The 23,145-nt window shown below is 51.9% G+C and carries 21 protein-coding genes; 9 read left to right on the top strand and 12 right to left on the bottom strand.

All coding sequences use genetic code 11. From position 1 onward, the window contains the following. The first annotated feature begins 104 nt into the window (after positions 1-104). From IPQ00_01635 to IPQ00_01655, 5 genes are all read left to right on the top strand, one after another. Positions 105-956: a 3-hydroxybutyryl-CoA dehydrogenase gene (locus tag IPQ00_01635; protein MBL0239268.1), complete on the top strand. Its 852-nt coding sequence runs from the start codon at positions 105-107 to the stop codon at positions 954-956. Positions 957-1,083: 127 nt separating this feature from the next. Beyond that, entirely contained in the window at positions 1,084-2,433 is a 1,350-nt protein-coding gene (locus tag IPQ00_01640) for an insulinase family protein (GenBank protein ID MBL0239269.1), read from the top strand. Between the two features lie 5 nt (positions 2,434-2,438). Beyond that, on the top strand, positions 2,439-3,944 hold the full coding sequence (locus IPQ00_01645) for an insulinase family protein (protein ID MBL0239270.1): 1,506 nt from the start codon (positions 2,439-2,441) through the stop codon (positions 3,942-3,944). Positions 3,945-4,038: 94 nt separating this feature from the next. Then, positions 4,039-5,793, top strand: a complete 1,755-nt coding sequence (locus IPQ00_01650) for a UbiD family decarboxylase (GenBank protein ID MBL0239271.1) — start codon at positions 4,039-4,041, stop codon at positions 5,791-5,793. A 25-nt stretch (positions 5,794-5,818) separates the two neighbouring features. Further along, on the top strand, positions 5,819-6,721 hold the full coding sequence (locus tag IPQ00_01655; protein MBL0239272.1) for a metallophosphoesterase: 903 nt from the start codon (positions 5,819-5,821) through the stop codon (positions 6,719-6,721). Positions 6,722-6,868: 147 nt separating this feature from the next. Here IPQ00_01655 and IPQ00_01660 read toward each other — a convergent pair whose 3' ends face one another. Further along, positions 6,869-8,266 carry an alkaline phosphatase family protein gene (locus tag IPQ00_01660; protein MBL0239273.1) on the bottom strand — a complete coding sequence of 466 codons (1,398 nt, stop codon included), beginning with the start codon at positions 8,264-8,266 and terminating at the stop codon, positions 6,869-6,871. A 42-nt stretch (positions 8,267-8,308) separates the two neighbouring features. Here IPQ00_01660 and IPQ00_01665 point away from each other — a divergent pair, with 42 nt between their 5' ends. Then, positions 8,309-9,055, top strand: coding sequence for a hypothetical protein (locus IPQ00_01665; GenBank protein ID MBL0239274.1), 747 nt, complete (start codon positions 8,309-8,311; stop codon positions 9,053-9,055). Between the two features lie 48 nt (positions 9,056-9,103). Here the strand turns inward: IPQ00_01665 and IPQ00_01670 are convergent, their stop codons facing one another. The 7 genes from IPQ00_01670 to IPQ00_01700 all read right to left on the bottom strand — a co-directional run bounded on the left by IPQ00_01670 (position 9,104) and on the right by IPQ00_01700 (position 13,235). Further along, on the bottom strand, positions 9,104-9,736 hold the full coding sequence (locus IPQ00_01670) for a cupin domain-containing protein (protein MBL0239275.1): 633 nt from the start codon (positions 9,734-9,736) through the stop codon (positions 9,104-9,106). Position 9,737: 1 nt separating this feature from the next. After that, complete coding sequence (locus IPQ00_01675) at positions 9,738-10,031, bottom strand: hypothetical protein (GenBank protein ID MBL0239276.1); 294 nt, start codon at positions 10,029-10,031, stop codon at positions 9,738-9,740. Positions 10,032-10,066: 35 nt separating this feature from the next. After that, positions 10,067-10,525 carry an OsmC family protein gene (locus IPQ00_01680; GenBank protein MBL0239277.1) on the bottom strand — a complete coding sequence of 153 codons (459 nt, stop codon included), beginning with the start codon at positions 10,523-10,525 and terminating at the stop codon, positions 10,067-10,069. 10 nt (positions 10,526-10,535) lie between these two features. Beyond that, positions 10,536-11,177, bottom strand: a complete 642-nt coding sequence (locus IPQ00_01685; GenBank protein ID MBL0239278.1) for a hypothetical protein — start codon at positions 11,175-11,177, stop codon at positions 10,536-10,538. 39 nt (positions 11,178-11,216) lie between these two features. Continuing rightward, a complete protein-coding gene (locus IPQ00_01690) occupies positions 11,217-11,474 on the bottom strand; it encodes a hypothetical protein (GenBank protein ID MBL0239279.1) in 258 nt (85 codons plus the stop codon). 4 nt (positions 11,475-11,478) lie between these two features. Next, positions 11,479-12,789 carry an asparagine--tRNA ligase gene (asnS, locus tag IPQ00_01695; GenBank protein MBL0239280.1) on the bottom strand — a complete coding sequence of 437 codons (1,311 nt, stop codon included), beginning with the start codon at positions 12,787-12,789 and terminating at the stop codon, positions 11,479-11,481. Between the two features lie 122 nt (positions 12,790-12,911). Beyond that, positions 12,912-13,235: a hypothetical protein gene (locus tag IPQ00_01700; protein ID MBL0239281.1), complete on the bottom strand. Its 324-nt coding sequence runs from the start codon at positions 13,233-13,235 to the stop codon at positions 12,912-12,914. A gap of 203 nt (positions 13,236-13,438) precedes the next feature. On the opposite strand from IPQ00_01700, the gene IPQ00_01705 reads away from it, so the two are divergent. Both IPQ00_01705 and IPQ00_01710 read left to right on the top strand, forming a co-directional pair. Continuing rightward, the gene (locus IPQ00_01705; GenBank protein MBL0239282.1) at positions 13,439-15,271 is read left to right on the top strand and encodes an ABC transporter ATP-binding protein; all 1,833 of its coding nucleotides are present in this window, start codon (positions 13,439-13,441) and stop codon (positions 15,269-15,271) included. A gap of 13 nt (positions 15,272-15,284) precedes the next feature. Further along, positions 15,285-15,731 carry a hypothetical protein gene (locus tag IPQ00_01710; GenBank protein ID MBL0239283.1) on the top strand — a complete coding sequence of 149 codons (447 nt, stop codon included), beginning with the start codon at positions 15,285-15,287 and terminating at the stop codon, positions 15,729-15,731. Positions 15,732-15,734: 3 nt separating this feature from the next. Here IPQ00_01710 and IPQ00_01715 read toward each other — a convergent pair whose 3' ends face one another. The 3 genes from IPQ00_01715 to IPQ00_01725 form a co-directional block, all read right to left on the bottom strand. Next, positions 15,735-16,760 (bottom strand): phosphotransferase, encoded by a 1,026-nt coding sequence (locus tag IPQ00_01715; GenBank protein ID MBL0239284.1) that lies wholly within the window; start codon positions 16,758-16,760, stop codon positions 15,735-15,737. A gap of 19 nt (positions 16,761-16,779) precedes the next feature. Continuing rightward, on the bottom strand, positions 16,780-17,778 hold the full coding sequence (locus IPQ00_01720; protein MBL0239285.1) for an NDP-sugar synthase: 999 nt from the start codon (positions 17,776-17,778) through the stop codon (positions 16,780-16,782). A 126-nt stretch (positions 17,779-17,904) separates the two neighbouring features. Next, positions 17,905-19,572, bottom strand: coding sequence for a VCBS repeat-containing protein (locus IPQ00_01725; protein ID MBL0239286.1), 1,668 nt, complete (start codon positions 19,570-19,572; stop codon positions 17,905-17,907). A 351-nt stretch (positions 19,573-19,923) separates the two neighbouring features. Between IPQ00_01725 and IPQ00_01730 the strand changes: the two genes are divergently transcribed. Beyond that, on the top strand, positions 19,924-21,303 hold the full coding sequence (locus IPQ00_01730) for an MFS transporter (protein MBL0239287.1): 1,380 nt from the start codon (positions 19,924-19,926) through the stop codon (positions 21,301-21,303). Between the two features lie 105 nt (positions 21,304-21,408). Here the strand turns inward: IPQ00_01730 and IPQ00_01735 are convergent, their stop codons facing one another. Continuing rightward, a complete protein-coding gene (locus tag IPQ00_01735) occupies positions 21,409-23,025 on the bottom strand; it encodes a VCBS repeat-containing protein (GenBank protein MBL0239288.1) in 1,617 nt (538 codons plus the stop codon). Positions 23,026-23,145 lie beyond the last annotated feature (120 nt).

A 23,145-nucleotide genomic window follows, 5' to 3' on the forward strand; every position in this document is an offset into this window, starting at 1 on the left:
TTGCGGACATCTTAGTCCCGCCGCCCGTTTGTTTTGCCCTGTATCGGTGGTTTATTCTTATCAATGCAACGGCAATAATTTAGAAAACAAATATTTTTATTATTATGAATGAATTAATTGGAGTTATCGGAGCCGGCACAATGGGCAACGGCATCGCACAAACTGCGGCAAGTGCCGGATTCGACGTTATTATATGCGACGTTTCAGCGGACTTTGTCGCCCGCGGCGTCGTGAATATCGGAAAGAGTCTCGATCGATTTGTTAAAAAAGAGACGATGACCGAGCAACAGAAGAATGAGGTCCTCGGGCGTATCAGTTCGACCATCGAGATGGAAGACCTCACGAAATGCACTCTAATAATCGAGGCGGCAACGGAGAATTTCGATATTAAGCGGCAGATCTTTCAACGACTTGACTCAATCTGTCCACCTGAGACTATCCTGGCGTCAAACACGTCGTCGATCTCGATCACGAAGATCGCCGGAGTTATGTCGCGGCCGGAAAAGGTGATCGGAATGCACTTTTTCAATCCGGTTCCGCTTATGAAGCTAGTCGAGGTTATCCGTGGTATCGCGACAAGTGACGACACATACGCAAAAGTTAAGGAAATCTCCGAAAAGCTCGGCAAGGTGCCGGTCGAGTGTAATGATTCGCCGGGTTTTATATCTAACCGCGTGCTGATGCCGATGATCAACGAAGCTATCTTTGCACTATACGAGGGCGTCGCAACTGCCGAGTCGATCGACGAGATAATGAAACTAGGGATGAATCACCCAATGGGACCGCTGACGCTGGCGGATTTTATCGGGCTGGACGTCTGTCTCGCAATTCTAAACGTGTTGCACGAGGGTCTTGGCGATCCGAAATACCGTCCGTGCCCACTGCTGAAAAAGTACGTCGATGCCGGCTGGCACGGCCGAAAGAGCGGAAAGGGCTTCTTCGATTACGCAAAGTAGTTCGAAGCCCATTTGGTGTCAAAACATCTCATTTTAAGCCTTGGCAACGGTTGCACCTAGGTCTCAGCGGCGGATTGTAACATTTGGTCCGTTGATATCGTAATATACGGTTGGCCTCATCGAGGAAATGCTTATGAAACGGTTAAATACTCTATTCTTGCTTTCGGCGATCGTGTTGACGTTGGCAATTGCCGGTTTGGCACAGGTCAAGGTTGCCCCGCTGAATATCAAGGAGCGGACATTGGCAAACGGGCTAAAGGTCGTTTACCTGCAAGATAACACATCGCCCACTGTCGCCATTCACGTCTGGTATAACGTGGGTGGAAAGAATGATCCTCAAGGCAAATCGGGATTTGCACATATGTTCGAGCATATGATGTTCAAATCGACCAAGAATATGCCGAATGAGAAGATGGATCGCCTGACCGAAGATGTTGGCGGATTTAACAATGCATCGACCTGGGACGATTTCACAAATTTCTATGAGGTCGTGCCGTCGAACTATCTAGAAACACTGCTTTGGGCCGAAAGCGACCGGATGGTCAATCTCAACGTTGATGACGCGAATTTTAATTCCGAGCGCGACGTCGTCAAAGAGGAATACCGTCAGAGTGTGCTTGCCCAACCCTACGGGCAATTCTACGAGTATATCTCGAGCCTTTCATACACCACGCACCCTTACAAACGTGGCGTCATCGGCGATCTGGCACAACTAAATGCAGCGACACCCGCCGACGCTAAAGTCTTTTATGACACCTATTACCGCCCCGACAATGCATTTCTCATCGTCGTTGGTGATTTCGAACAGGCCCAATTCGACGCGTGGACTGATAAATACTTTGGTCGTATAAGACGTCCTGATGCGTCGATCCCGAGAGTTACGGTCACCGAACCTGCTCGTGAAAAAGAAGTTCGTTATCAGAAGACTGCACCGAATGTGCCATTTCCGGCAGTAGCGATCACATATCTCGGGCCATCGTCCGACAGCAGTGATCTTCCGGCACTCGAGGTGGCCGAAAAGATACTATCTCAGGGAGAGAGTTCGCGATTGTACGACAACTTGGTTTACAAACAACAGATAGCTCAAGAAGCGTCCTTCACTATCGACAATAAGGTCGATGGCGGGCTTCTATACTTTTCGGCGATCGCATCGGAGGGCAATACTGCCAAAGCACTCGAAACGTCGTTGCTGGCACAGTTGACGTTAATACAGACACGCGGTGTTACTGCCAATGAACTGGCAAAGGCCAAGAATCAACTCGTCGCCGGGGCCATTCGCGGTCGCGAGGACAACGACAGCAAAGCCATCGCAATAGAACGAGCCATTGCGTACCGTCACGACCCAATGGCCGTAAATTCCGCTGTTCAGGAACTGCAGGCCGTGACCGCGGCGGACGTCCAGCGTGTAATGAGAAAATACTTCAAAGCGAATAACCGCGTGGTGATCTATTACACGAACGACGGAGGTGCAAAATAATGAAAATGACTCTTCTCATAACACTGTGTGTGCTCTGTGCCTCCGTGGTGAACGTCCCGGCCCAGGACACGCCACCGCCGCCTTCTGCACCGCGTTCCGCCGTGATCCCAAAGATCCACGAGAAACGCCTGGCGAACGGCCTGACGGTAGCGGTCGTCGAACGAAAGGGAGTTTCGCTCGTCTCCGTCGAGTTAATGGTCGATACCGGCATCACCTATGAAACCATTGCGACGTCGGGGCTTACGCGGATGTCAATGAATCTCCTCACCCGCGGCACCAAGTCCCGAACGGCGTCGCAGATCTCGAATGAGATCGAATTTATCGGGGGAGAGATCAACACGGGAGTTGGGCTCGATTGGGCGAACCTCAGTATCGAGGTCACCTCCGACAAGATATCAAAGGGACTTACGTTAATGTCGGACGTCGCCCTCAACCCGACGTTTCCGGTCAAGGAACTTGATCTCATCAAAAAGCAGTCGATCGACGAACTGACATTCAATCTCAAACAGCCAAGCTTTTTGTCCAACTACGTCGCGACAGCTTTTTCTTTCAATGGCTTTCCCGCGAGCGGCACTTTGTCGAGCATCGGATCAATTAAGCGAGCTCAAATACTAGAGTTTTACCATCACGCATTTCAGCCGGACAGAGCGACCCTGGTCTTTGTTGGCGACATCGACGCCGAGACGGCATTTGCACAAGCGAATGCGATGTTCGGCAAATGGGCCAACCGACCGGCAAAAGCGACGGGTCCGATTACAACAATTACCGAGTCCATAGCGTCCGGAAATGAGAGAGCCCGCAGTGACCGTGAGCAACCGCTATTGAAACGCATCCTCGTGATCGATCTGCCGAAGTCGGGCCAGGCATCCGTATCGTTTGCCAAAGCCATCGAAAGGGCCGGCCGTATCGTTTGGGATGAAAATCGTAATCAAGGCATAACCGGCAAATACTATTTCCCCGGGATCGTGCTCAACAGCGTGCTTGGCGGTGGGTATTCATCTCGATTGAATATGGAGATCCGTATTAAACGCGGGCTGAGTTACGGTGCCGGCAGTTCATTTACGTGGCGGGCGTACGACGCAAGATTTTCGACCAATGCTCAGACGAAGAACGAGTCCGTGCCCGAAGTTGCGAGCCTGACGCTGGATGCGATTCGGGACCTTTCCGAAAATAAGATCGCGGAAAGTGAGCTAGAGCCGCGCAAGGCCGTGTTGATAGGTAGTTTTGGCCGAATGCTGGAAACTAATGGCGGACTGATGGGGGCGGTGCTCGACCTATATTCAAATTCGCTGCCGGCCAGCTCGCTTAACGCGTATCTTGGAAACGTTCAGGCGGTTGACGCCGCGAAGGTAATGGATTTCGCCAGCCAAAAACTCAGTGGCGGCGATATCATAATCGTCGGCGACTATTCGATCTTCAAGGATGATCTTGCAAAGCGATTTCCGGGTATCACGGTACAAGTCGTCAAGGCAGCCGATCTAGATCTGACCAAAAGGAACCTGCATAAGTAGGACAATTTATTTGAACTGCGAAAGACACACAGAGGACGAATTGCTCATAGGACGGTTGTTCGCCTAACGTGTTTTTCGCAGGCTTTTGTTTCCAATGCACAAGAATTTGCGTTCATTCATCGAACTGCTGCGGCGTGAAAACGAGATCATCGAAGTTTCGGCAGAGGTAGACCCGTATCTTGAAATTGCCGAGATCCATCGTCGTGTGATCGACGAACACGGGAAAGCCTTGCTTTTCACCAATGTTAAAGGTTCGAAGTTTCCGGTCGTTACGAATCTATTTGGCACAAAACGGCGTATCGACCTGGCGTTTGGCCCAAAGCCTCTCGATTTTGTAAAACGAGCGGTTCACGCAGCGGAAACGCTGATCCCGCCAAAACTTGGTAAGCTCTGGGAGTTTCGCGACCTGGCCGTAAGGGCGGCAAAGCTTGGAACAAAGTCTGTTCGTAACGCTCCGGTTCTTGACGCACGGCAACCGGCGGTCGATCTCGAACAACTTCCGCTCTTGCAGCTCTGGCACGAAGACGGCGGTCATTTCGTCACCCTCCCGCTTGTTTATACCGAGAGTCCCGTCGATAAAAAGCCAAATCTCGGTATGTATCGCATCCAGCGTTACGACAAATCCACCACAGGAATGCACTGGCAGATCGGCAAAGGCGGCGGCTTTCATTATTATGAGGCCGAGCAGAGGAACGAATCGCTGCCTGTCACGATTTTCGTCGGTGGTCCGCCTGCACTGATATTGTCGGCGATCGCACCTTTGCCCGAGGGTCTGCCCGAGCTAATGCTCGCATCGCTGCTGGCGGACGGCAAGATAGCGACTGCCGCCAATCCGCTCGGCGCCGACCGGCACCGTCTGATCGCCGAGGCCGAATTTGCGATCTGCGGAGCGGTGGCACCGCACGAGCGGCGGCCCGAAGGGCCATTTGGTGACCATTACGGCTATTACTCGTTAGTGCACGATTATCCGGTGTTTCGTGCTGACGCCGTTTTTCACCGAAAGGACGCGATCTATCCGGCTACCGTCGTGGGCAAACCTCGGCAGGAAGATTTCTTTATCGGCGATTATCTGCAGGAATTGCTATCACCGCTATTCCCGCTTGTGATGCCGGCCGTTCGTGATCTGTGGAGCTATGGCGAGACCGGATTTCACTCTCTGGCGGCGGCGGTCGTGCGTGAGCGGTATGGCCGTGAGGCTCTATCGGCAGGATTTCGGATCCTCGGCGAAGGGCAACTAACGCTGACCAAGTTTCTGCTTTTGACGGACAAACCTCAGGATCTACGAGATTTCCGAACTCTGTTTGAGTACATCCTCGCGCGTGCTGATTGGCACCGCGATCTGTTTGTTTTCAGTCAGACGGCGTTTGACACCCTCGATTATGCAAGCGGGAAGGTCAATTTCGGTAGCAAAGCAATGCTGATCGGTACGGGTGAAGCAAAAAGGGAACTGATCCGTGAATTTCGCGGTGATCTGCCCGACGGCATTTCCGCGGCCGAACCCTTCTGCGGCGGATGTCTGGTTGTCGAGGGTTGCTCATACGAAAGTGATAAAACTCTTGCGGAACGTGTCGCGAAATGCGGCAAATTTGACGAATGGCAGATGGTGATCTTACACGACGATGTCGCTTTTGCCCGCTCAACTGAAAAGTTTCTCTGGGCCACGTGGACGCGGTTTGACCCCGCATCGGATATTTACGCCCGCGAGGTAACGCTGCAGAATAATCACATCGGCTACGGCGGCCCGATCGTGATCGACGCCCGAATGAAACCGTGGTATCCGGACGTCGTCGAACCGCGTGAGGACATCGTAGAACTCGTCGATCGCCGCTGGGGCGAATATTTCTCCTGATAACATCGGTTCGTGGTCGCTCGATATGAAAAGTCAGGCCCGAAAATGGTCATACCTCGTCCTTGCGGCATTCGTCGTTTCCCTTGGTATGCTCGGATATGCATATTTCATCGAACCGCGTAGGCTGGTCGTCAATCAATTTGAGGTGAAGGTCAAAGACTGGAACTCAGGGTTTGAAGGCTTTCGAGTGGTTGCGATATCGGACATTCACAGCGGTTCAAACGGGGTTGACGAGGCAAAGATCCGGCGAGTGGTCGAGGCGGCAAACGCCCAAGACCCCGATATTATAGTTCTCCTCGGCGACTACATCTCCGAGTCCGGCGGCCAAGACGAACTCGGCCGGCCTAATCTGCGGATGCCGCTCGACACGATTGCCGACAACCTAGCCGGGATGAAGGCGAAATACGGCGTGTATGTCGTGATGGGCAATCACGATGACAATTACGGATCGCAACCCATCAAGGCCGCCCTTGCTCGGACCGGATACAAGATCCTTGACGGGGAAGTCGCCGTGATCGAAAAGAACGGCAAAAAGCTAAGAATTCTGGGCTTGCGTGACCATTTGAGCATCGGTATCTGGAAAGTTTACTCGGCAAATGCAAAAGCCCTGCTCGCCCCGACCGAAGATCAGGGTGACGTACTTGTCTTACAGCACAGTCCGGACATCGCTCCGATCATAAACGGCGAAGATCCTATCTCAAAGAACCTTAAGCTTATGCTCGCGGGGCACACACACGGCGGTCAGATCCGTTTGCCGATACTCGGGCGTCCGATCGTACCATCGAGCTACGGTCAGAGCCTTGCTGCGGGACACGTGAAGCACAGCGGCCTCGATATCTTTGTCACGACAGGCGTTGGCGAGAGCATCTTGCCATTCAGATTTATGGTACCGCCGGAGATCGCAGTGCTGACGATCGGTGCGGAATGATCCCTCGGCCGACCGGCGAAAACGAAAATAGGCAGATGATACGTCTCATCTGCCTATTCGCTCGTTCCGCGTCAGCGAACCGTAGAAACTCTTATCCCCCGACCGCCGAGTGATAGCCGACCTTCGGGCCGGTCTCGATACTCCGAACTATTTAAGCATATTTTTTACGTGGTTTAAGTCACCGTCATTTGGGGCGGGCTTTAGTCCGAGGATCTTGCACATTATGTTGTAAACCTCAACATTTGAGAATGGCTCGACCACCTTGTGTTTCTTAAAGGCTTTACCGTGAGCGATAAATGTTGCCTGCATTTCCTGATATTTATTGTCATATCCGTGAGCCCCACGCGGTCCCAGGAAATCACTCTGCTTTTTGGTGCGTTCGTAGCGATCGCGACTGGTCATCATCCAACCGAGATCGGACGAACAGACGATCGGAGCGACGCGCGGCCCGTCGCTATAATGGAGTCTTTCCGGAATATCACTCTTTGCCCAACAAGTAGTATGAATGCCCGGCTTTTTCAACGCTGCCAATATTTCAATCTCCTTTCCGGCTTTGGGAAAGATCTGCACGATCTCGCCCGTCCACAAGATCCTGTCTGTGTCGGCAAAATCGAAATAGTCATCCAAAACAACGGCATTTCTCTGGTCAACGGTGGCCATCCCGTGATCGGAGACGACGATAATGTTTACCTTCTTTCCGATCTTTCGGGCATTTAGCCCATCGACCAACCGCTTTAGGTCGCCGTCGACCTTGGCAACGGCCGCCTTATTCTCCTCGGATTCGGGCGAATATCGATGCCCGGCGTCGTCCGTGTCGCTGAAATAAAGTGTGTACACCGTAGGCCGTTCGGCCTGCGGCAGATCCAACCAACCGAGAATCGTGTCGACGCGTTTGTCATTAGGGATCGCACCGTCGTAATTGTTCCAAAATGTCGGCCTTTTGCCGCCTATCACGGCTTCAGTCCCGGGGAAAAAGAACGCTCCCGCACGCTGGCCCTGCTTTTCGGCCGTGACCCAGATCGGTTCGCCGAGCCACCACCGCCCATTTTGCACCTCTTCTCGTTTTCCCATCGAAAAGATGACACCAAAATCCCAAATGTTATTTTCAACAATGCCGTGATGTGCCGGGTACAATCCCGTAGCGACAGTGTAATGATTGGGAAATGTCTTAGTCGGAAACGATGGGATCATCCACTTTGCTCGTACGCCCTCTTTTGCGAGCTTTTGCAGTGTCGGCGGAGCGTATTTATCGAGGTAATCGTATCGAAAACCATCTAGCGAGACCAGGATAACGGTCGGCTTGAGATCCTTGATCGGGGCTTGGCCGACAGCGTTGACCGAAAATGAGGTAACAAGCAGTACCAGGACAAGAAAATATCGTTTCATATAGAGCAAATTTACAAGAAAAGCCGCGATTACGGAAATGCCTAACATCAATGCCGTGATCTTGATCGGCGTAAGTGTCATCAATGACAGGCGCATCAGCACGCCGGTGATCACCAACTTTGTAGAACCAATAAAAAACTTTAGCTCGAGAATTGGCAACGTGTGCCTAAATCCAAGATTTTCTTTATAATTAGAAGGCAAATGATCTACCTATATCAAAGCTACCGCATAATGTTTGCGATATTGGCTGTTCTGTCATTTTCGTTGCTTTTGGCCTGCGAAACCGGGCCTGACCTATCGAACGCAAACAATACACCAAATCCTGATCCGAAGGCCGCACCGGCCGAGCAAGAATTGTCGGGCGTCTATGACATTGAGGGAGCCAACGAGAATAGCGGAGCTCCCTTTACGGGAGTATTGACGGTCGAAAACTCCGGTGCGGCATATCGTTTTAAGTGGCAAACCTCTAAGGGCAATTTCACGGGCACCGGTGTCCAGATGGGCGACGCCGTTGCGGTCGCGTACACGAAGGGTTCCGAAGGCAAAGACTGCGGCGTGGCACTCTACCGTATCGCATCGGACGGAGTGCTCGACGGTAAGATCGCGATGTGGGGCGAGAATACCTTTGGCAGTGAGCGTGCGACGCGTCTGGAGGGCAGCAATTTTGACGGTAAGTACAACGTCACCGGCACGCGCAATTATGGTAAGCAATACGAAGGTACGATCGACGTCGAAAGGAACGGGAGCGGATATCAGTTTATATGGCGGACCGGAGCGGACCTTGCCGGATTTGGGATTTGGCGTGGCGATCGTGCGGCGATCGGATTTGGCGGCTTGCCCTGCTCGTTTATGCTATACAAGGTCGACGCAGGCGGTAAGTTGGAAGGGCGTTGGGGAAGCCAACGAACCGTTTCGTTTGGAACGGAAACTGCCAGGCCGAAGCGATAACGGCCCATAAACCTTCTATCGCCCACTTCGATTCAATTCAGCGGCGGGCTATTCACGAATATTTCTGGTGATCACGAACGGCTGACCTTTGAATAGTCGGCTTGTGTTTATGGTCGAGTTGGGTAATTCCAACTCGTGATCCCGCCACGTCTCGTGCTCGGCGGGCATCGACACCTCAAGCACCTCGGCAGTTCCTTCGGCAAATAGCACACGGTGGCGGATCTCGGGCGGCTGAACGACGCAGTCGCCCGCTTCGAGCCAAAATGGCGGCCCTTGATCCTCGTAAACTACCTCGATGCGGCCTTTGAGGCAGTAGATCATCTGGAATTCGATCTTGTGATAATGGACGTAATCCGCAACGGGCCCATCCTCGAGCAAACGAATGTGCGAAGCGATCACCTTTCCGTTCAACCTGCCCGGGATCAGATCACGATACATCATCCCGGCCCTGCCACTGATCCATTCTTGACTCTCCTCCTTACCAAGAAGGGGTGGCAGCGGCTCTGATCTGACGGGGTGGTTCTCTAGTACGAGCCGAAATACCTCACCATCCATCGACAACAAGGCCTCACGCGGAGAATCGGCCGGAAAGATCATATCGAGGCGATAACCGCGTTCGCCCGTATAACGCTCGATGGCCTCATCCAGGTCGTCACATTCGATCACGGTAGATTCCGACATCCTATTTCCAGTTCTTCCTCCAGACCGATCGAGTTTCACTGTCTAGCAGAGAGCGGCGGAAAGCAATATTCGTGAGGATCTTGTTCTTAAGAAAGTCCCAATCACGGTACGGAAATGCTTTGATACTGTCAAATCTGATCATCCCGAACTCAGTTTCGTCATCATTACGAAAATAAACTTCGCGCGGCTCGTCTTGTCCATCGGCGACATAGAAATAACGCGTCACAAAATGCCAACGCATCCTGCTTTTGTCGTATTTCTTGGTTCGGTGATAGGTCCACTCTTCAGTTATCATTTTCCTATTGTGCCCCACGGACGCCGCCAAAACCACTAGTCTTTGACTACAACCTCGGACTTGATCGAATTAGCAATATAGCAAACTTCGTGCGCCTCGTGATGAAGTGTCGCAAGTTCGTCTGCAGTCGGAGCGTCGCCGATCCAGACGATCTGCGGATCGAGCGTAATTTTTGATATCCACTGCCTTCCAGTATCGGTCGTCGCCATCTCGCCGACGGCGTAGTCTTCGTAAGACTCAACATTAAATCCCGCCTTCGCCGCTACATAAAGAAATGACAACATATGACACGACGAAGCCGACGCCACCAAAGCCTCCTCCGGATCCACCGCCGCCTCGACCGAAAACGGAACCCGCACCACATGCGGCGAACTAGACGCCGGAACCGTCACCCCGCCGTCAAACTCCCAACTATGCCCGCGAGTATACTGATTCCCCGCAAACATCTCCGGTGCATCATTTTTCCAAACTACTTTTGCTGTGTATGTTGACATAACACCGTAATTACGCGGTTGCAAACTTGGTAAGAAGTTCGACCTTATCAGGTGATTCAAGCAGTTTCTTGGCGACTTGAAGATGATAAATAAGATTTCTCCCACTATCTGACCTATCGAAATCTTGATACATCATCGGAGCTTCCCCAAAATATTCGTCGGTTATATTTAACATCCTGGCAAAGTCTGAAACTATGCTTTGGAGCTCGCTTTTCTGGAGTGTTGGCAACTTCTTTGCTGTTCGGTTCGTCCTGATATCAAGATTTGAGTGCGATACACGCATGTTTCTAAGCTGTCTCACTTTATCCAATTGTGCGTTTGCTTTTATTAGTCTTGCATTAAGCTGTCTTGGAAGCATTTTTAGTCCAGTCTGCTCAATTACGTAAATCAATTGCTTGAAGCCAAGCGTATCCTTGCCGGCAATCGTCTTATTATCCGTTAACCGGGCGATTGCTGAGATCAAATCGCTGAGCATTGCGTCGTAAATGTATGTAAAGAAATTCGGCGCCGCGTAGTTCATGCAGTCGATCGCCTTGGAGTCGGCATAAAGTTCCCCGAAGGCTCGCCACCGATAATGTAGATCAAGAACATCCTTTTGAATCTCGTCAAATATTTTTTTGACGTCCGCAGGCATTACTCTTACTTTTTTCATTACTCTATAAAGCATCCTGAGAAATATTAGATGCCACAATTAGTCTACCTTCATTTCATTTGGCTGAATGTGAACATTCTTTCCATCCCACGAGACTACCATTGGAGCCCCAGCCTTTTTGTGCTTTCGTTTAGCCGCGTTGATACCTTCCTCAAAGGCAAGCCGAATCCTTTCGGACATCTCAGGGCTACAAAGGTTAAAGCTTTCGCCCAAATCTCCGTTGCCCAGGTCATAGACCGCACCGATATCAAAGTCCTCGTCTGCGAGAATTTCTTCGATTTCTTCGTCAGTCAACATAATTCTATGGCCGCAGCCTATTCAACATTCTCGGAAATGGAATTGTCTCACGGACGTGTTCGATGCCGGCCATCCAGGCGGTGCAGCGTTCGATGCCCATACCGAAACCGGCGTGAGGGACGCTGCCGTAGCGACGGAGGTCGAGGTACCATTCGAAGGTTGCTTGATCTAGTCCGTGATGTTTTAGCTGCTCGATCAGGTAATCGAGATTCGCGGCACGTTCGCCGCCGCCGATTATTTCGCCGTAGCCTTCAGGGGCGAGCAGGTCGATGCCGAGAGCACATTCCGGGCGTTCCGGATCAACTTCGAAGTAAAACCCTTTGATCGCAGCGGGGAAGTGATGGACGAAAACCGGTTTACCGTGCTGTGTGGAGAGATATGTTTCGTCCGGAGCACCGAAGTCGCCGCCCCATTCGAAATTATTTTCAAGCTCGCCCTTGGCAAAGCCCTCTTGCAGCATTTTGACGGCATCGTCGTAATGCAGTCGCGGGAACGGAGCGTTGATGGCTTCGAGAACGGTCGTGTCGCGTTCGAGCGTTTTTAGCTCTTCCTGACGGTCGGTCAGAACGCATTCGACTATCGACAATATCATCGATTCGCCGAGGTCCATCATATCTTCGTAGCTTGCGTAAGCAACCTCCGGCTCGACCATCCAGAATTCGGTCAAGTGACGCCGTGTCTTAGACTTTTCAGCACGAAACGTCGGCCCAAAGGCGTATGATTTGCCAAATGCGGCGGCTGTCGCTTCGTTATAAAGCTGGCCGGATTGCGTTAAATACGCTTTATCGTCGCCAAAATAATCAACTTCGAACAGAGTCGTCGTGCCTTCGCACGCGGCAGGCGTGAATATCGGCGTGTCGGCGAGCGTAAAACCATTGTCGTCAAAGAAATCACGGACTGCTTTGATGACGGTATGACGGATCTTTAGCACCGCGTGTTGCTTTTTCGAACGGATCCACAGATGGCGGTTGTCCATCAGGAATTCGGTCCCGTGCTCTTTCGGCGTAATCGGGTAATCGTGGACGTTTTGCAGAACTTCGAGTGCGGTCACATCGAGTTCGACGCCGATCGACGAACGCGTGTCCTCTTTGACAGTGCCGGTGACGATGATCGAGCTTTCCTGCCCTATCGAGTCCGCCAGATCGTACAATGCCTCGTCATTAGGCTTAAAAACAACGCACTGCACAATGCCCGTGCCGTCACGCATTTGCATAAACACGAGCTTGCCGCTCGAACGTTTGTTATAAAGCCAGCCCTTAAGCGTGACCGACTCGCCGACGTGATCTTTTAGTTGGTTGATGTAAGTTTGCGACATAAAATACAATTCTAACGATAAATCACCAACTAAAAAAGGCCGAAGAAGACAAAATTGACCTTGCCGTCGCCGTCCTTTAGATAGGCTGTTCATTCGCGGAATGAATGGTCAACTCATGGCATTTATTTTTTTGATGAAACGTAATTGAAAGCCTTTGTCAGAGCAACGCCCAGAAGATATAGTATGCAAGCATTTATTATGGCACCAAAAACAGCATAAAACGTGAACAATGATTCACTGTGCAGTGCTTCGCCTGTTACTATGCCGGACTCAAAAACTATCCAAGCAAGCAGGATCCACCAAGGAGCAGTTAGTACCATCAAGATGAAAACCACGATCACATTACCGCCATCGATCAGGGAGACATAAAGCAGGCAAGTAGTGACCAACAATAAATGAATACCTGCCAACAACCAACCCGCTCTGGACTTAAAAAAATCAGCCATTAGTTAGCTCCTCATTGTTCGAGATATTCTCGCCACTTCACGGCCCAAACCGGCGAAGTTCGAGGTTAGACTTCAACAGTTTTAGAAAAAACTCCTAAATCCAAATATTTTGATAGAACATTACCACAATTCCACAACACCGCAAATCTCCTTTTGGCGAGCGGGAGAATGCTTTCAGTCCGCGTTTTCGTTAAAGTAAACCAATGGCTGACGAAAAGAAGAAAAAGAAGATCAATTACTCAAGCGCGTGGGCTGAGGCTCGCAAGATAATGTGGAATGCTCGTTGGCGGCTGTTTCTAGGCAGTGTGCTAATGCTGATCTCTAGATTCGCGAGTATGGTTTTGCCGGCGTCGACCAAGTATATAGGCGACGAGGTTTTTACCAAACAGCGTTACGACTTGCTCAAATGGATAGCCCTCGCCGTCGGCATATCGACGATCATCCAGAGTGCGACCGGATTTGCCTTGTCGCAGATACTTGGCGTCGCGGCGCAGCGGGCGATCACGGAGATGCGGAAAACCGTGATGCGCCATATCGAGCGGCTGCCGATCTCGTATTTTGACTCAACGCAGAGCGGCCAGCTGATCTCACGGATAATGAACGACGCCGAAGGAATTCGAAATTTAGTCGGAACCGGACTCGGGCAGATCCTCGGCAGTCTCGTGACGTCGGTGATCGCGATCGGCGTTCTTTTTTACATCAATTGGCGTCTGACAACGGCAACGATGATCGTGCTGGTGATATTCGGATCCGTACTGATGTATGCATTTAAGGTGTTGCGGCCCATCTTTAAGGAAAGGAATGTCATCAACGCCGATGTGACCGGTCGATTGGGCGAATCGCTTGGCGGCATCCGTATTGTAAAGGCTTACACTGCCGAGAAACGCGAAGAACTCTCATTTGCTCGCGGAGCTCATAAATTATTTCGCAATGTCGCCAAAACGGTGACGGGAGTTTCGGCAATTGCGTCGTTCTCGTCGTTGGTGATCGGTGCCGTCGCGGTCGTGATGATGATCCTCGGCGGCAGTGCCGTTTCGGCGAATACGATGACGCTGGGCGATTTTCTGATGTATATATCGTTCACATTTCTGCTCGCAATGCCGGTTTTTGAATTAACGGCCATCGGCACGCAGATCACCGAAGCGCTCGCGGGGCTCGACCGCATTCGCGAGGTTATGGCGATGACGACCGAGGACGAGGCGGACGCCGGCAAGGCACCTTTGCCGCACGTGGACGGAACGATCGATTTTGAGAACGTCTTTTTCGAATACGATCCGGGTGTGCCGGTTTTGAAAGGTGTCAGCTTTCATTCGGAGGCCGGCACTACGACGGCACTTGTCGGCTCCTCGGGTTCGGGCAAATCAACGATCCTGAGCCTTGTACTGAATTTTATCCAGCCGACCACGGGTGACATCAAGATCGACGGCAAAAATCTAAAGGAAGTGAAACTACGTGATTACAGACGGCATCTGGGGGTAGTGTTGCAAGATAATTTCCTATTTGACGGCACCATTCTCGAAAATATCCGTTTCTCAAACCCGGAGGCTAATCTGGAAACGATAAAAGAGACGTGCCGGGTCGCAAACGCCGACGAATTCATAGAGAAATTTCCGAACGGATACGACACCATCGTCGGTGAACGCGGCGTTAAACTCTCGGGCGGCCAACGGCAGCGGATCGCGATCGCTCGAGCGCTGCTCGCTGACCCGAAAATACTGATCCTCGACGAAGCCACATCCAGCCTCGACAGCGAATCAGAAGCGCTTATTCAAGAAGGCCTCAACAACCTGCGTAAAGGCCGCACGACGTTTGTTATCGCACATCGACTTTCGACGATCCGAAGCGCCCATCAGATCTTCGTTGTCGAAGCCGGTGAGATACTCGAACGCGGCAGCCACGAGGAACTGGTCGCCCTCGACGGTAGGTACAAACAGTTATATGATAAGCAGTACCGATTTGAACAAAATCTCTTTGTAAATCCCGGCGAGGATTTTACCGGCTCCGCAGCCGAAAACCTTGCACAAACGAAACTGTAATTGGAGAATATTGATGGCCGACCAACAAAACTATAAAAACCACACTCGCTGGCATCCGCTCTTCCACTTTGTGGTGATGCCGTTACTCGTACTCAACTTCCTTTCGCACATCGTTCGGCTATTTATGGCCGCTCCCGAGAGCGGACGAAAGGCACTTGCGTGGTGGACGCTTTTGAGTCTTACGCTGATCCTGCTTGGGATCGCCGGACGCTTGCAGGCACTAAAGTCTCAGGACCGGGTTATAAGGTTAGAAGAAAGGCTTCGTTATAAAGAGGTTTTGGACGCCGACCTTGCGAAACGTGCTTCGGAATTGCCTGCGTCCCAGATCATCTCGTTGAGATTTGCACCTGACGAAGAACTCGCCGGGCTTGTCTCGCAAGTGCTAGACGGAAAGCTGAATAGCTCGAAAGAGATCAAGATGGCGATCAAGAATTGGCGTGCCGACGATCACAGGGTGTGACTCTCAGCGATCGTGCCTGCTGACTTCGTCCGACTCTAATTCGCTCTCGATAAGAGACCTTAGGCGTGGGAATCTATCGACGTTTCCGATCGCGCGATCGACTATGCGAAACATCGGCTGGATAAATGGAATGAAGTAGGTCTTGCCGCGCACCGCCGACTGGTACGAGAATGTGCCGACCGCCTTGAGACAGCGTTGGATGGTTTGCAATCGAAACTCGCAGGCAAAATCGTCCTCGTCGATCTTGGGCATTCCTAAAGTCCGCCTGACGTCCAGGAAGTAACGCCTGCGATCGGCGAGCCACTCAGGCGGCGGCGGTACCGTGATCCGGTCGAGCAGAAGCGATACAAGATCGTACGCGGGCGACCCGATACGCGCATCCTGATGATCGATGATCCGCATTTGGCCCTTGGAGTCAAGCATCAGATTTGCCGCGTGGAAATCACGATGACACAACACAACTGCACATTTCTCCAGATCAGCTGCGAGTTCGTCAAATTCGGCTGAGATCGCCGCGTCTTCGGCAGTGTCGAGTGGTCTGGACAGATACGTCTCAAAATAATGGGTTTTGAAAAAATTAAGTTCCCATAGCAACTTTTCTCTATCAAACTTCAGTCTGGACGCTATTGAGTCCATCTCAAACGCGATCGGTGTCGCGGTTTGGATCCGGGCGATCAGTGAAATCGCTTCATTGAGAAGTCGTCCGCTTCGTTCCTTAGGAGCCTCAAGCAAGACGTCCCTCAGGACAGTGTCGCCAAGGTCTTCCTGGATTATCACGCCCAGGCCTCCGTCAAAATCGTAGATCTCGGCAACCGGGAGATGGGATGCCAGAAATAACTTCGTTGCATCAATATAATTCTGTTCTTCCGGGATAAAAGATTCTGGATACACACACCCGATCGCCGATGCCCCTTTCCATTGTATTCGGTAATATTCGCGCGTCGAAGCATCCGCAGTCAGAGCCGTAAATTCGGTCGACTGGCCGCGAGCCTCCAGAAACTGTTTAAGTCGGTTTACGTATTCAGACATCGCAAATATTTACGAACGGTCAATTCAACGGAACTATATAGTTTTCACCCTGGACGTATCCCTTCATTGCCTTTTCGGGTATTTCAGTACAATTTCGCACCATATCGGCTCGGACAATGGCGGCATTCTCGAAGTGTTCGCCCGGCTCGATCGTAACTCCATCGGCGACGATGGTCCGGTAGAGCGTTGCACCGTCGCCGATCGTCACGTCGTCCCACAGGACCGAATCTTTGAGGCTCGCCGCACCCGCCATCACACAATTGCGGCCAAAATGAACATCGCCGCTGCCCATCATTGATAGTGAAATATCGAGATATCTAGGAATTGTCGACAATTCGAACCAGTTGGCGTCGGTGACATACGTAGCGATTTTTTCGCCCGCCGCGAGTGCCGGATTATAAAATGTCGGAACAATATCTGAGTACACACCGCGCGGAATGTAATCGAACACGCGAGGCTCAAGAATATGGATGCCGGTAAACATCAGCGGCGTTACAATTTCGTGTTCGACGTCCTTTATCTCTTGTCCGGAAACGGGCGTTGCATAATCGCCAAACCCCGTAACCCAACCATCAGCAGTGCCCACGATCGTAAATCTCTCGCGCTTCGAATTAGGCTTAAGTATCATCGTCGCGATCGCCCCTGATCGCTTATGCGCCTCGATCGCGGCGGCAATATCGATGTCCGTGATGATCTTTCCGTTGACAATTATAAAGGTGCTGTCCTCCAGAAATTGGCGGGCATTATCGAGTGCACCGGCCGTCCCAAGTATCTTCGGCACTTCGCGGGTATATTCGATATGGACACCGAATTGGTCACCGTCGCCGAGAGCGTCGATCACTGAATCGGGTTGGTGATGCAGATTGACGACAAAATCCTTGATACCGAATTTGGCGACGTATTCAGCAACGTAACCGACCAGCGGCTTGCCTAGGAAGGGTATCGCCGGCTTAGTACGATCTATTGTTAATGGAAATAGCCGCGTGCCGAACCCGGCCGCGAGGATCATCGCCTTCATAATTATGCTTTAGAGGTCAATGCTATATTTTAGCGGATCGGCCGGATATGTCGAATCAGTTCGAAGAAAACAAAAATGACCGGCGAGTGAACACCGGCCATCTTTGAGTTGTGACGCTATCAACGATTAATGCGAGTTGAAGTTTGCGGTCGGATAGTCGCCGGTTGCTCCCCACTCAAATCGTCCAAGTCCTGCAGTGCTTCCCAAAGTGTAGAAGAAGTTCTGCGTCGAATCGACATTAGGTCGCCAAATGGCAACGTCGGTTTTGCCGTCGCCGTCATAGTCGCCCTGGACCACATAGTCGGTCGACGATGTGCCAAATACCGCGTACGGAGCGGCACTGATGACGCCAGTCGAACTCGGCACGACAAACCAGGAGATATTCCCCCCTACACCACGGGCAACCGCGACATCTGTCTTGCCGTCACCGTCATAGTCGCCGGGGACGATCAGATCGGTGGGTGTACCGAAGTTGATGGTATCGGTGCCGCCGGTGGCAAATTGCCGCCAGAATCGGGCCTGGCCGCCGCCGTCATTGCGCTGGATGACAAAGTCGTTTTTGCCGTCACCATCGTAATCACCCGGAGCAGGGAAGTCACCCGTCGAACCCCACGGCACGAAACTCACAGGACCGGATTGGCTCGTACGGTAATACCAAACGCTCTGGTCGCCCGGATTTATGCCGTTGCGGAATACAGCAACGTCGGCCTTGTTATCGCCGTCATAGTCGCCCACAACGGAAGGATCGTCGCCGGACTGGCCAAAGTATTCTATTCTAAGCGTACTTGTCTGGCTCTGGAATATATAGAATGCAGCAACCGTTGCCGCACCGGGACGCCAAACAGCGATGTCCGTCTTATTGTCGCCGTCATAATCCTCGGGAACAAAGAAGTCCGATGCGAGGCCCCAGACAAAGAAGTTCCAACAAGCGGGTTCCGCTTGTCCGTTAGTACACGCGTACCAGGTTACCTCGCCGCTCGGGCCGCCGCCGGTGTTTCTAACAACTGAATAGTCGGTCTTGCCGTCACCGTTGAAGTCCACGGGTGCGCTCGCAGTTGCCGGTCCGGCAGCCGTCAGAGTCAAATTGGCGGCGGAAACAGCTCCGGTATCGCCCTGTCCGTGATCGGTTAAGCGCAGCGTCCAAGTGCCATTTGACGTCGGGATTGCCGCAAATGCTGTATTAATGGTCGTTGCCGGTGCAGGGCTAGTAGCTCCGGCACCGCCAACCGCAGTTGAACGATATAATCCGGATGGCACAGCCGAACCTGCAGCCGTTGCAATCGCCGCTTGCCACCATCCGCCTGACGGCGGAGACGAGGCAGCGTCACTAAACTCATACGGCCCCGCGAGGGTCGAACTGTCTCCGCAACCAGTTGCAGTGGTTGCACCGGTGCGGCCAAAGATAACGTGATTTGCACCGTTCGGAGCGATCAAAACTGCTTTAATGTCTGCCATCCACGTGTGGATCGGAGAGCCAAATGTCATATCAACACCTACCGCCGATGGACTTCCGGGAATTCCCGTTACAGTAAAAGTTACGTCCCTCGATGTTGGTGGGTTGGCATCATTACATCCAGACAGCACCGCATCAGGGATCGCCCCGAGAGTCGGTGCGTTTGCCGCAAACACGGCTGTTGGGGAAGTCGGTCGAGCAACCGACCTTTCATCCTTAGATTTTGCGACCACCTGGTTTAGGCCAACACCATAGATCAAGCCACCGATTGCCAATGCCAAGACTACCATCGAGTAGATCGCGGCCTTGCCCCTCTCATCCAACTTCTTAAAGTTATTCATAATTGATTTCCCTAGGTCTAAAATTATCAACGCCTGACCATAGCTCGAACCGATCACAATGGTTGGTCGATACTTGAATTGCCTCTTAAGACTGAAAATGTACGTAACTGATGTTAAGAAAAGTACTTCGAATCGTCTTGATTGTCAAGGATTGTGTAAGTGTCGTTTGGACTCTTGGCTGAACGTTCACGGACGGGATAAGAACGAACGATCAAGGACCGCAGACATCGGCTCAAATTGGTTCGCCGCGGTCGGACACACTTAATGTAACCGTGCGATCTATTTGACCGAACTTCCGTATCTGTTCTAATGTTTACCGCAGTACAACGGATCCAATAATTCTAAAAACCAATGAATCAAATCACGCTCGAAAAGAATGACCGGAGAGAGATCTTCGGCTGGCTCACATATGATTGGGCAAATTCGGCCTTTTTCACGACCGTCGTAACCGTTTTGGCGGGGCCGTACATCACGTCACTCGCTCAGAACGATGTCGGCACGAGCGGTGTTGTTCTGAGACTCGGGCCGATAGGTTCGATCACCGCTGATAACTTGTTTACATCGACCCTCGGCGTATCAATATTTTTACAGATATTCCTACTGCCCCTTTTGGGCTCCATCGCCGATTTTACGCCGCTCAAGAAAAAGATGATGGCGGCATTCTGCTACGTCGGAGTGCTCTCGAGTTCGCTTCTGTTCTTTATTAACGGCGACTCTTACCTGTGGGGATGCCTCTTTCTACTGATAGCAAACATCTGCTTTGCTGCCTCAAACGTATTTTATAATTCGTTCTTAGTCGATATCACGACCGAGGATCGTCGCGACAGCACATCCAGTTACGGTTATGCGGCGGGCTATCTCGGCGGCCTGATAATGCTCGTGCTCAATCTGGCACTCATTAATTTTGGTTCGTCGTACGGTATCGATCAGGGGCTGGCGGTCAGGATCTCGATGCTTGCGGCGTCGCTCTGGTGGGGTCTATTTGCTGCCGTCACATTTTACCTTGTCCGCTCCAGGACACCCGAGCGGATCGAAACGGGTAAACGATTGATCTCGGTCGGATTTATTGAGATATGGCGGACGATGAAAGAACTGGCGGGGCTCAAATACACTCTATTGTTCCTAATAGGCTACCTGCTCTACAATGACGGCATTCAGACCGTGATCCTGAACTCATCCATCTTTCTATCTCAAGAGCTATTTGTCTCGAAGGGACTCCAGTCGAGCCCGTCGTTTCTGCTGGGCATATTCTTTGTCGCTCAGGTATTTGCTCTTATAGGGGCGTTGGTATTTGAACGCATCGCACGCGTCATTGGTGCTAAGCGCACGATCATCGTGTGTCTGACTATCTGGTCCGCGATCGTGATCTACGCCTATGGTTTCCTGCAGACGGCACTTCACGCGTGGATAATGGCAGTATTCATCGGGCTTGTGCTGGGCAGTACACAGGCACTGTCGCGTTCACTGTTTTCACAGATGATCCCTAAGTCTAGGGAATCATCGTTTTTTGGGCTTTACGAGATATCAGAAAAGGGAACGTCGTGGATCGGGAATGCCGTGTTTGCCGTGGTGGTCGGGACGACAGGTTCATACAGGCAAGCGATTTTGGCTTTGATCGTATTCTTTGTCGCCGGCAGTCTGATACTGCTCTTTACTAATACCGCCAAGGCGATACACGCGGCCGGCAATCTGACCTCGGAGGAGGCGGCACAGCTCATCGAACAGCGATAGCCTGCTTCGGCGGACGCCAATTCGTAGAGATATTAGTGGGTAGAAATGGAAGAGGCCAGGGCAAATTCGCCCCGGCCTCTTTTGATCTGACAATGTCGGATCAAATTAGTGTGAGTTGGAGTTGGCAACCGGATAGTCACCGTTTGCACCGAACGCAAATGTAGTAACGGCGTTCGAAGTCGTTCCGAGCGACCAGAAAGCATTTGCTCCAGCCGTCGGACGCCATATAGCGACATCGGTCTTGCCGTCACCGTCATAATCACCCTGTACGGGAGAGTCGGTCGCGGACGCTCCAAATGTGCGATAGTTGATCGCGCCATTCGAACTGTTTCGCCATTGCCACTGAATAGCACCGGATACGCCTCGGGCAGTAGCAATGTCGGTCTTGCCGTCGCCGTCGTAGTCGCCGGGAACAATAACGTCAGTCGGTGTTCCAAAGATCACGGTCGGCTGTGCGACATTGGCATCCGAGAGGATCCAGTATCCGGCTTGGCCGCCACCGGCGTTACGCTGAATGCCGAAATCAGCCTTTCCATTTCCGTCATAGTCGCCGGGTGCCGGGTAATCGCCATTCATACCCCAGGGCACAAATGAAACAGCTCCGTTTGCGACTGTGCGGAAATACCAGGTGCTCTGGGCACCGGCAGTAGCTCCCGCACGGTACACAGCCAGATCATCCTTGCCGTCGCCGTTGTAGTCACCAACGACCGTCGGATCGTCACCGGTTTGGCCAAACGCCTCCTGACGAAGCGTCGAGGTCGCGCTGTTCAGGATGTAGTAGGTTGCAACGGTCGCAGCACCGGGACGCCAGACAACGATGTCATCTTTGCCGTCACCGTCGTAGTCGCCGGAGATAAAGAAATCGGTCGCAAGTCCCCAATCCGCTGCTGCGGTCGGTGCTGCCGATCCGTTAATGTTCCAGTACCATCGAACCTGGCCGCTGGGTCCGCCGCCTACGTTACGAACTACAGAGTAGTCGGTCTTGCCGTCGCCGTTGAAATCGACCGGAGCATCGCCTGCCGGAGCAGCCGCCGGGATGTATTCAAAGGTGTCGATTCCGATATAGTCCGAGTTATCACCCGTCGGGCCGCCAAGTTCGACGAAGTAACGAAATCCAACGCGTCCGCTGGTCGGGCCTGAAAGGCCTGAAAGCGTCAAAGTAAACTGCGTCCACGTTTCGGGATATGCACCGCCCGTATCGTAGGTCGGATTTATATCAAGCAAGAGTGTAGTAAAGTCACCCAACGAAGAATCACTAGTGCCAACATTTGTGCTCGCACCTGCCGTAGACAAACGGATCTGCATACGATCCGGATACGGATTTGCGTCGACTGTACGCGTGTAAAACTTGATCTGGTCGCCGTTGTTGAAAGTACGATTTGGCGTTAGCAGCCAGTTGCTGATCGTATTAGCTCCGGTCGTGTTGTTAAAATTGGCGCCGATGTACGAGTTTGTCGCACCCGTGTGTGACGGAAACACCGTAGGGTTGCCCTGAAACCAAGTGGTCGAACCTGCCGTCGTGCTGTTGTTTTTTCCCCACCAATCAGGGATGGGCGCGGAACCGGTGGCTCCGGTCGGCGAAACGATGGTGTCAAACCCTTCGGTAAATGCCTGAGCGTTAGCCACTATGGCCCCCGCACCTAAAACTATCGCTAAAACCAACATCGTCGAAATCGTTCTTAAGAACGATCCGGTTGATTTAGAATCATTGATCTTTTTCATAATTCGTATGAGTCTCCCCTTAGTTTGATCAAGACGGTATGTCGTCTAGTTCTCTCGAGCCTTGTAATTGAAATGGTATTGTAAACACTGAAACTTTACGTCACATTCGCGGCACTGTCA

Origin of the sequence: Chloracidobacterium sp. (assembly GCA_016720705.1) — a bacterium.
Classification (GTDB): domain Bacteria; phylum Acidobacteriota; class Blastocatellia; order Pyrinomonadales; family Pyrinomonadaceae; genus OLB17.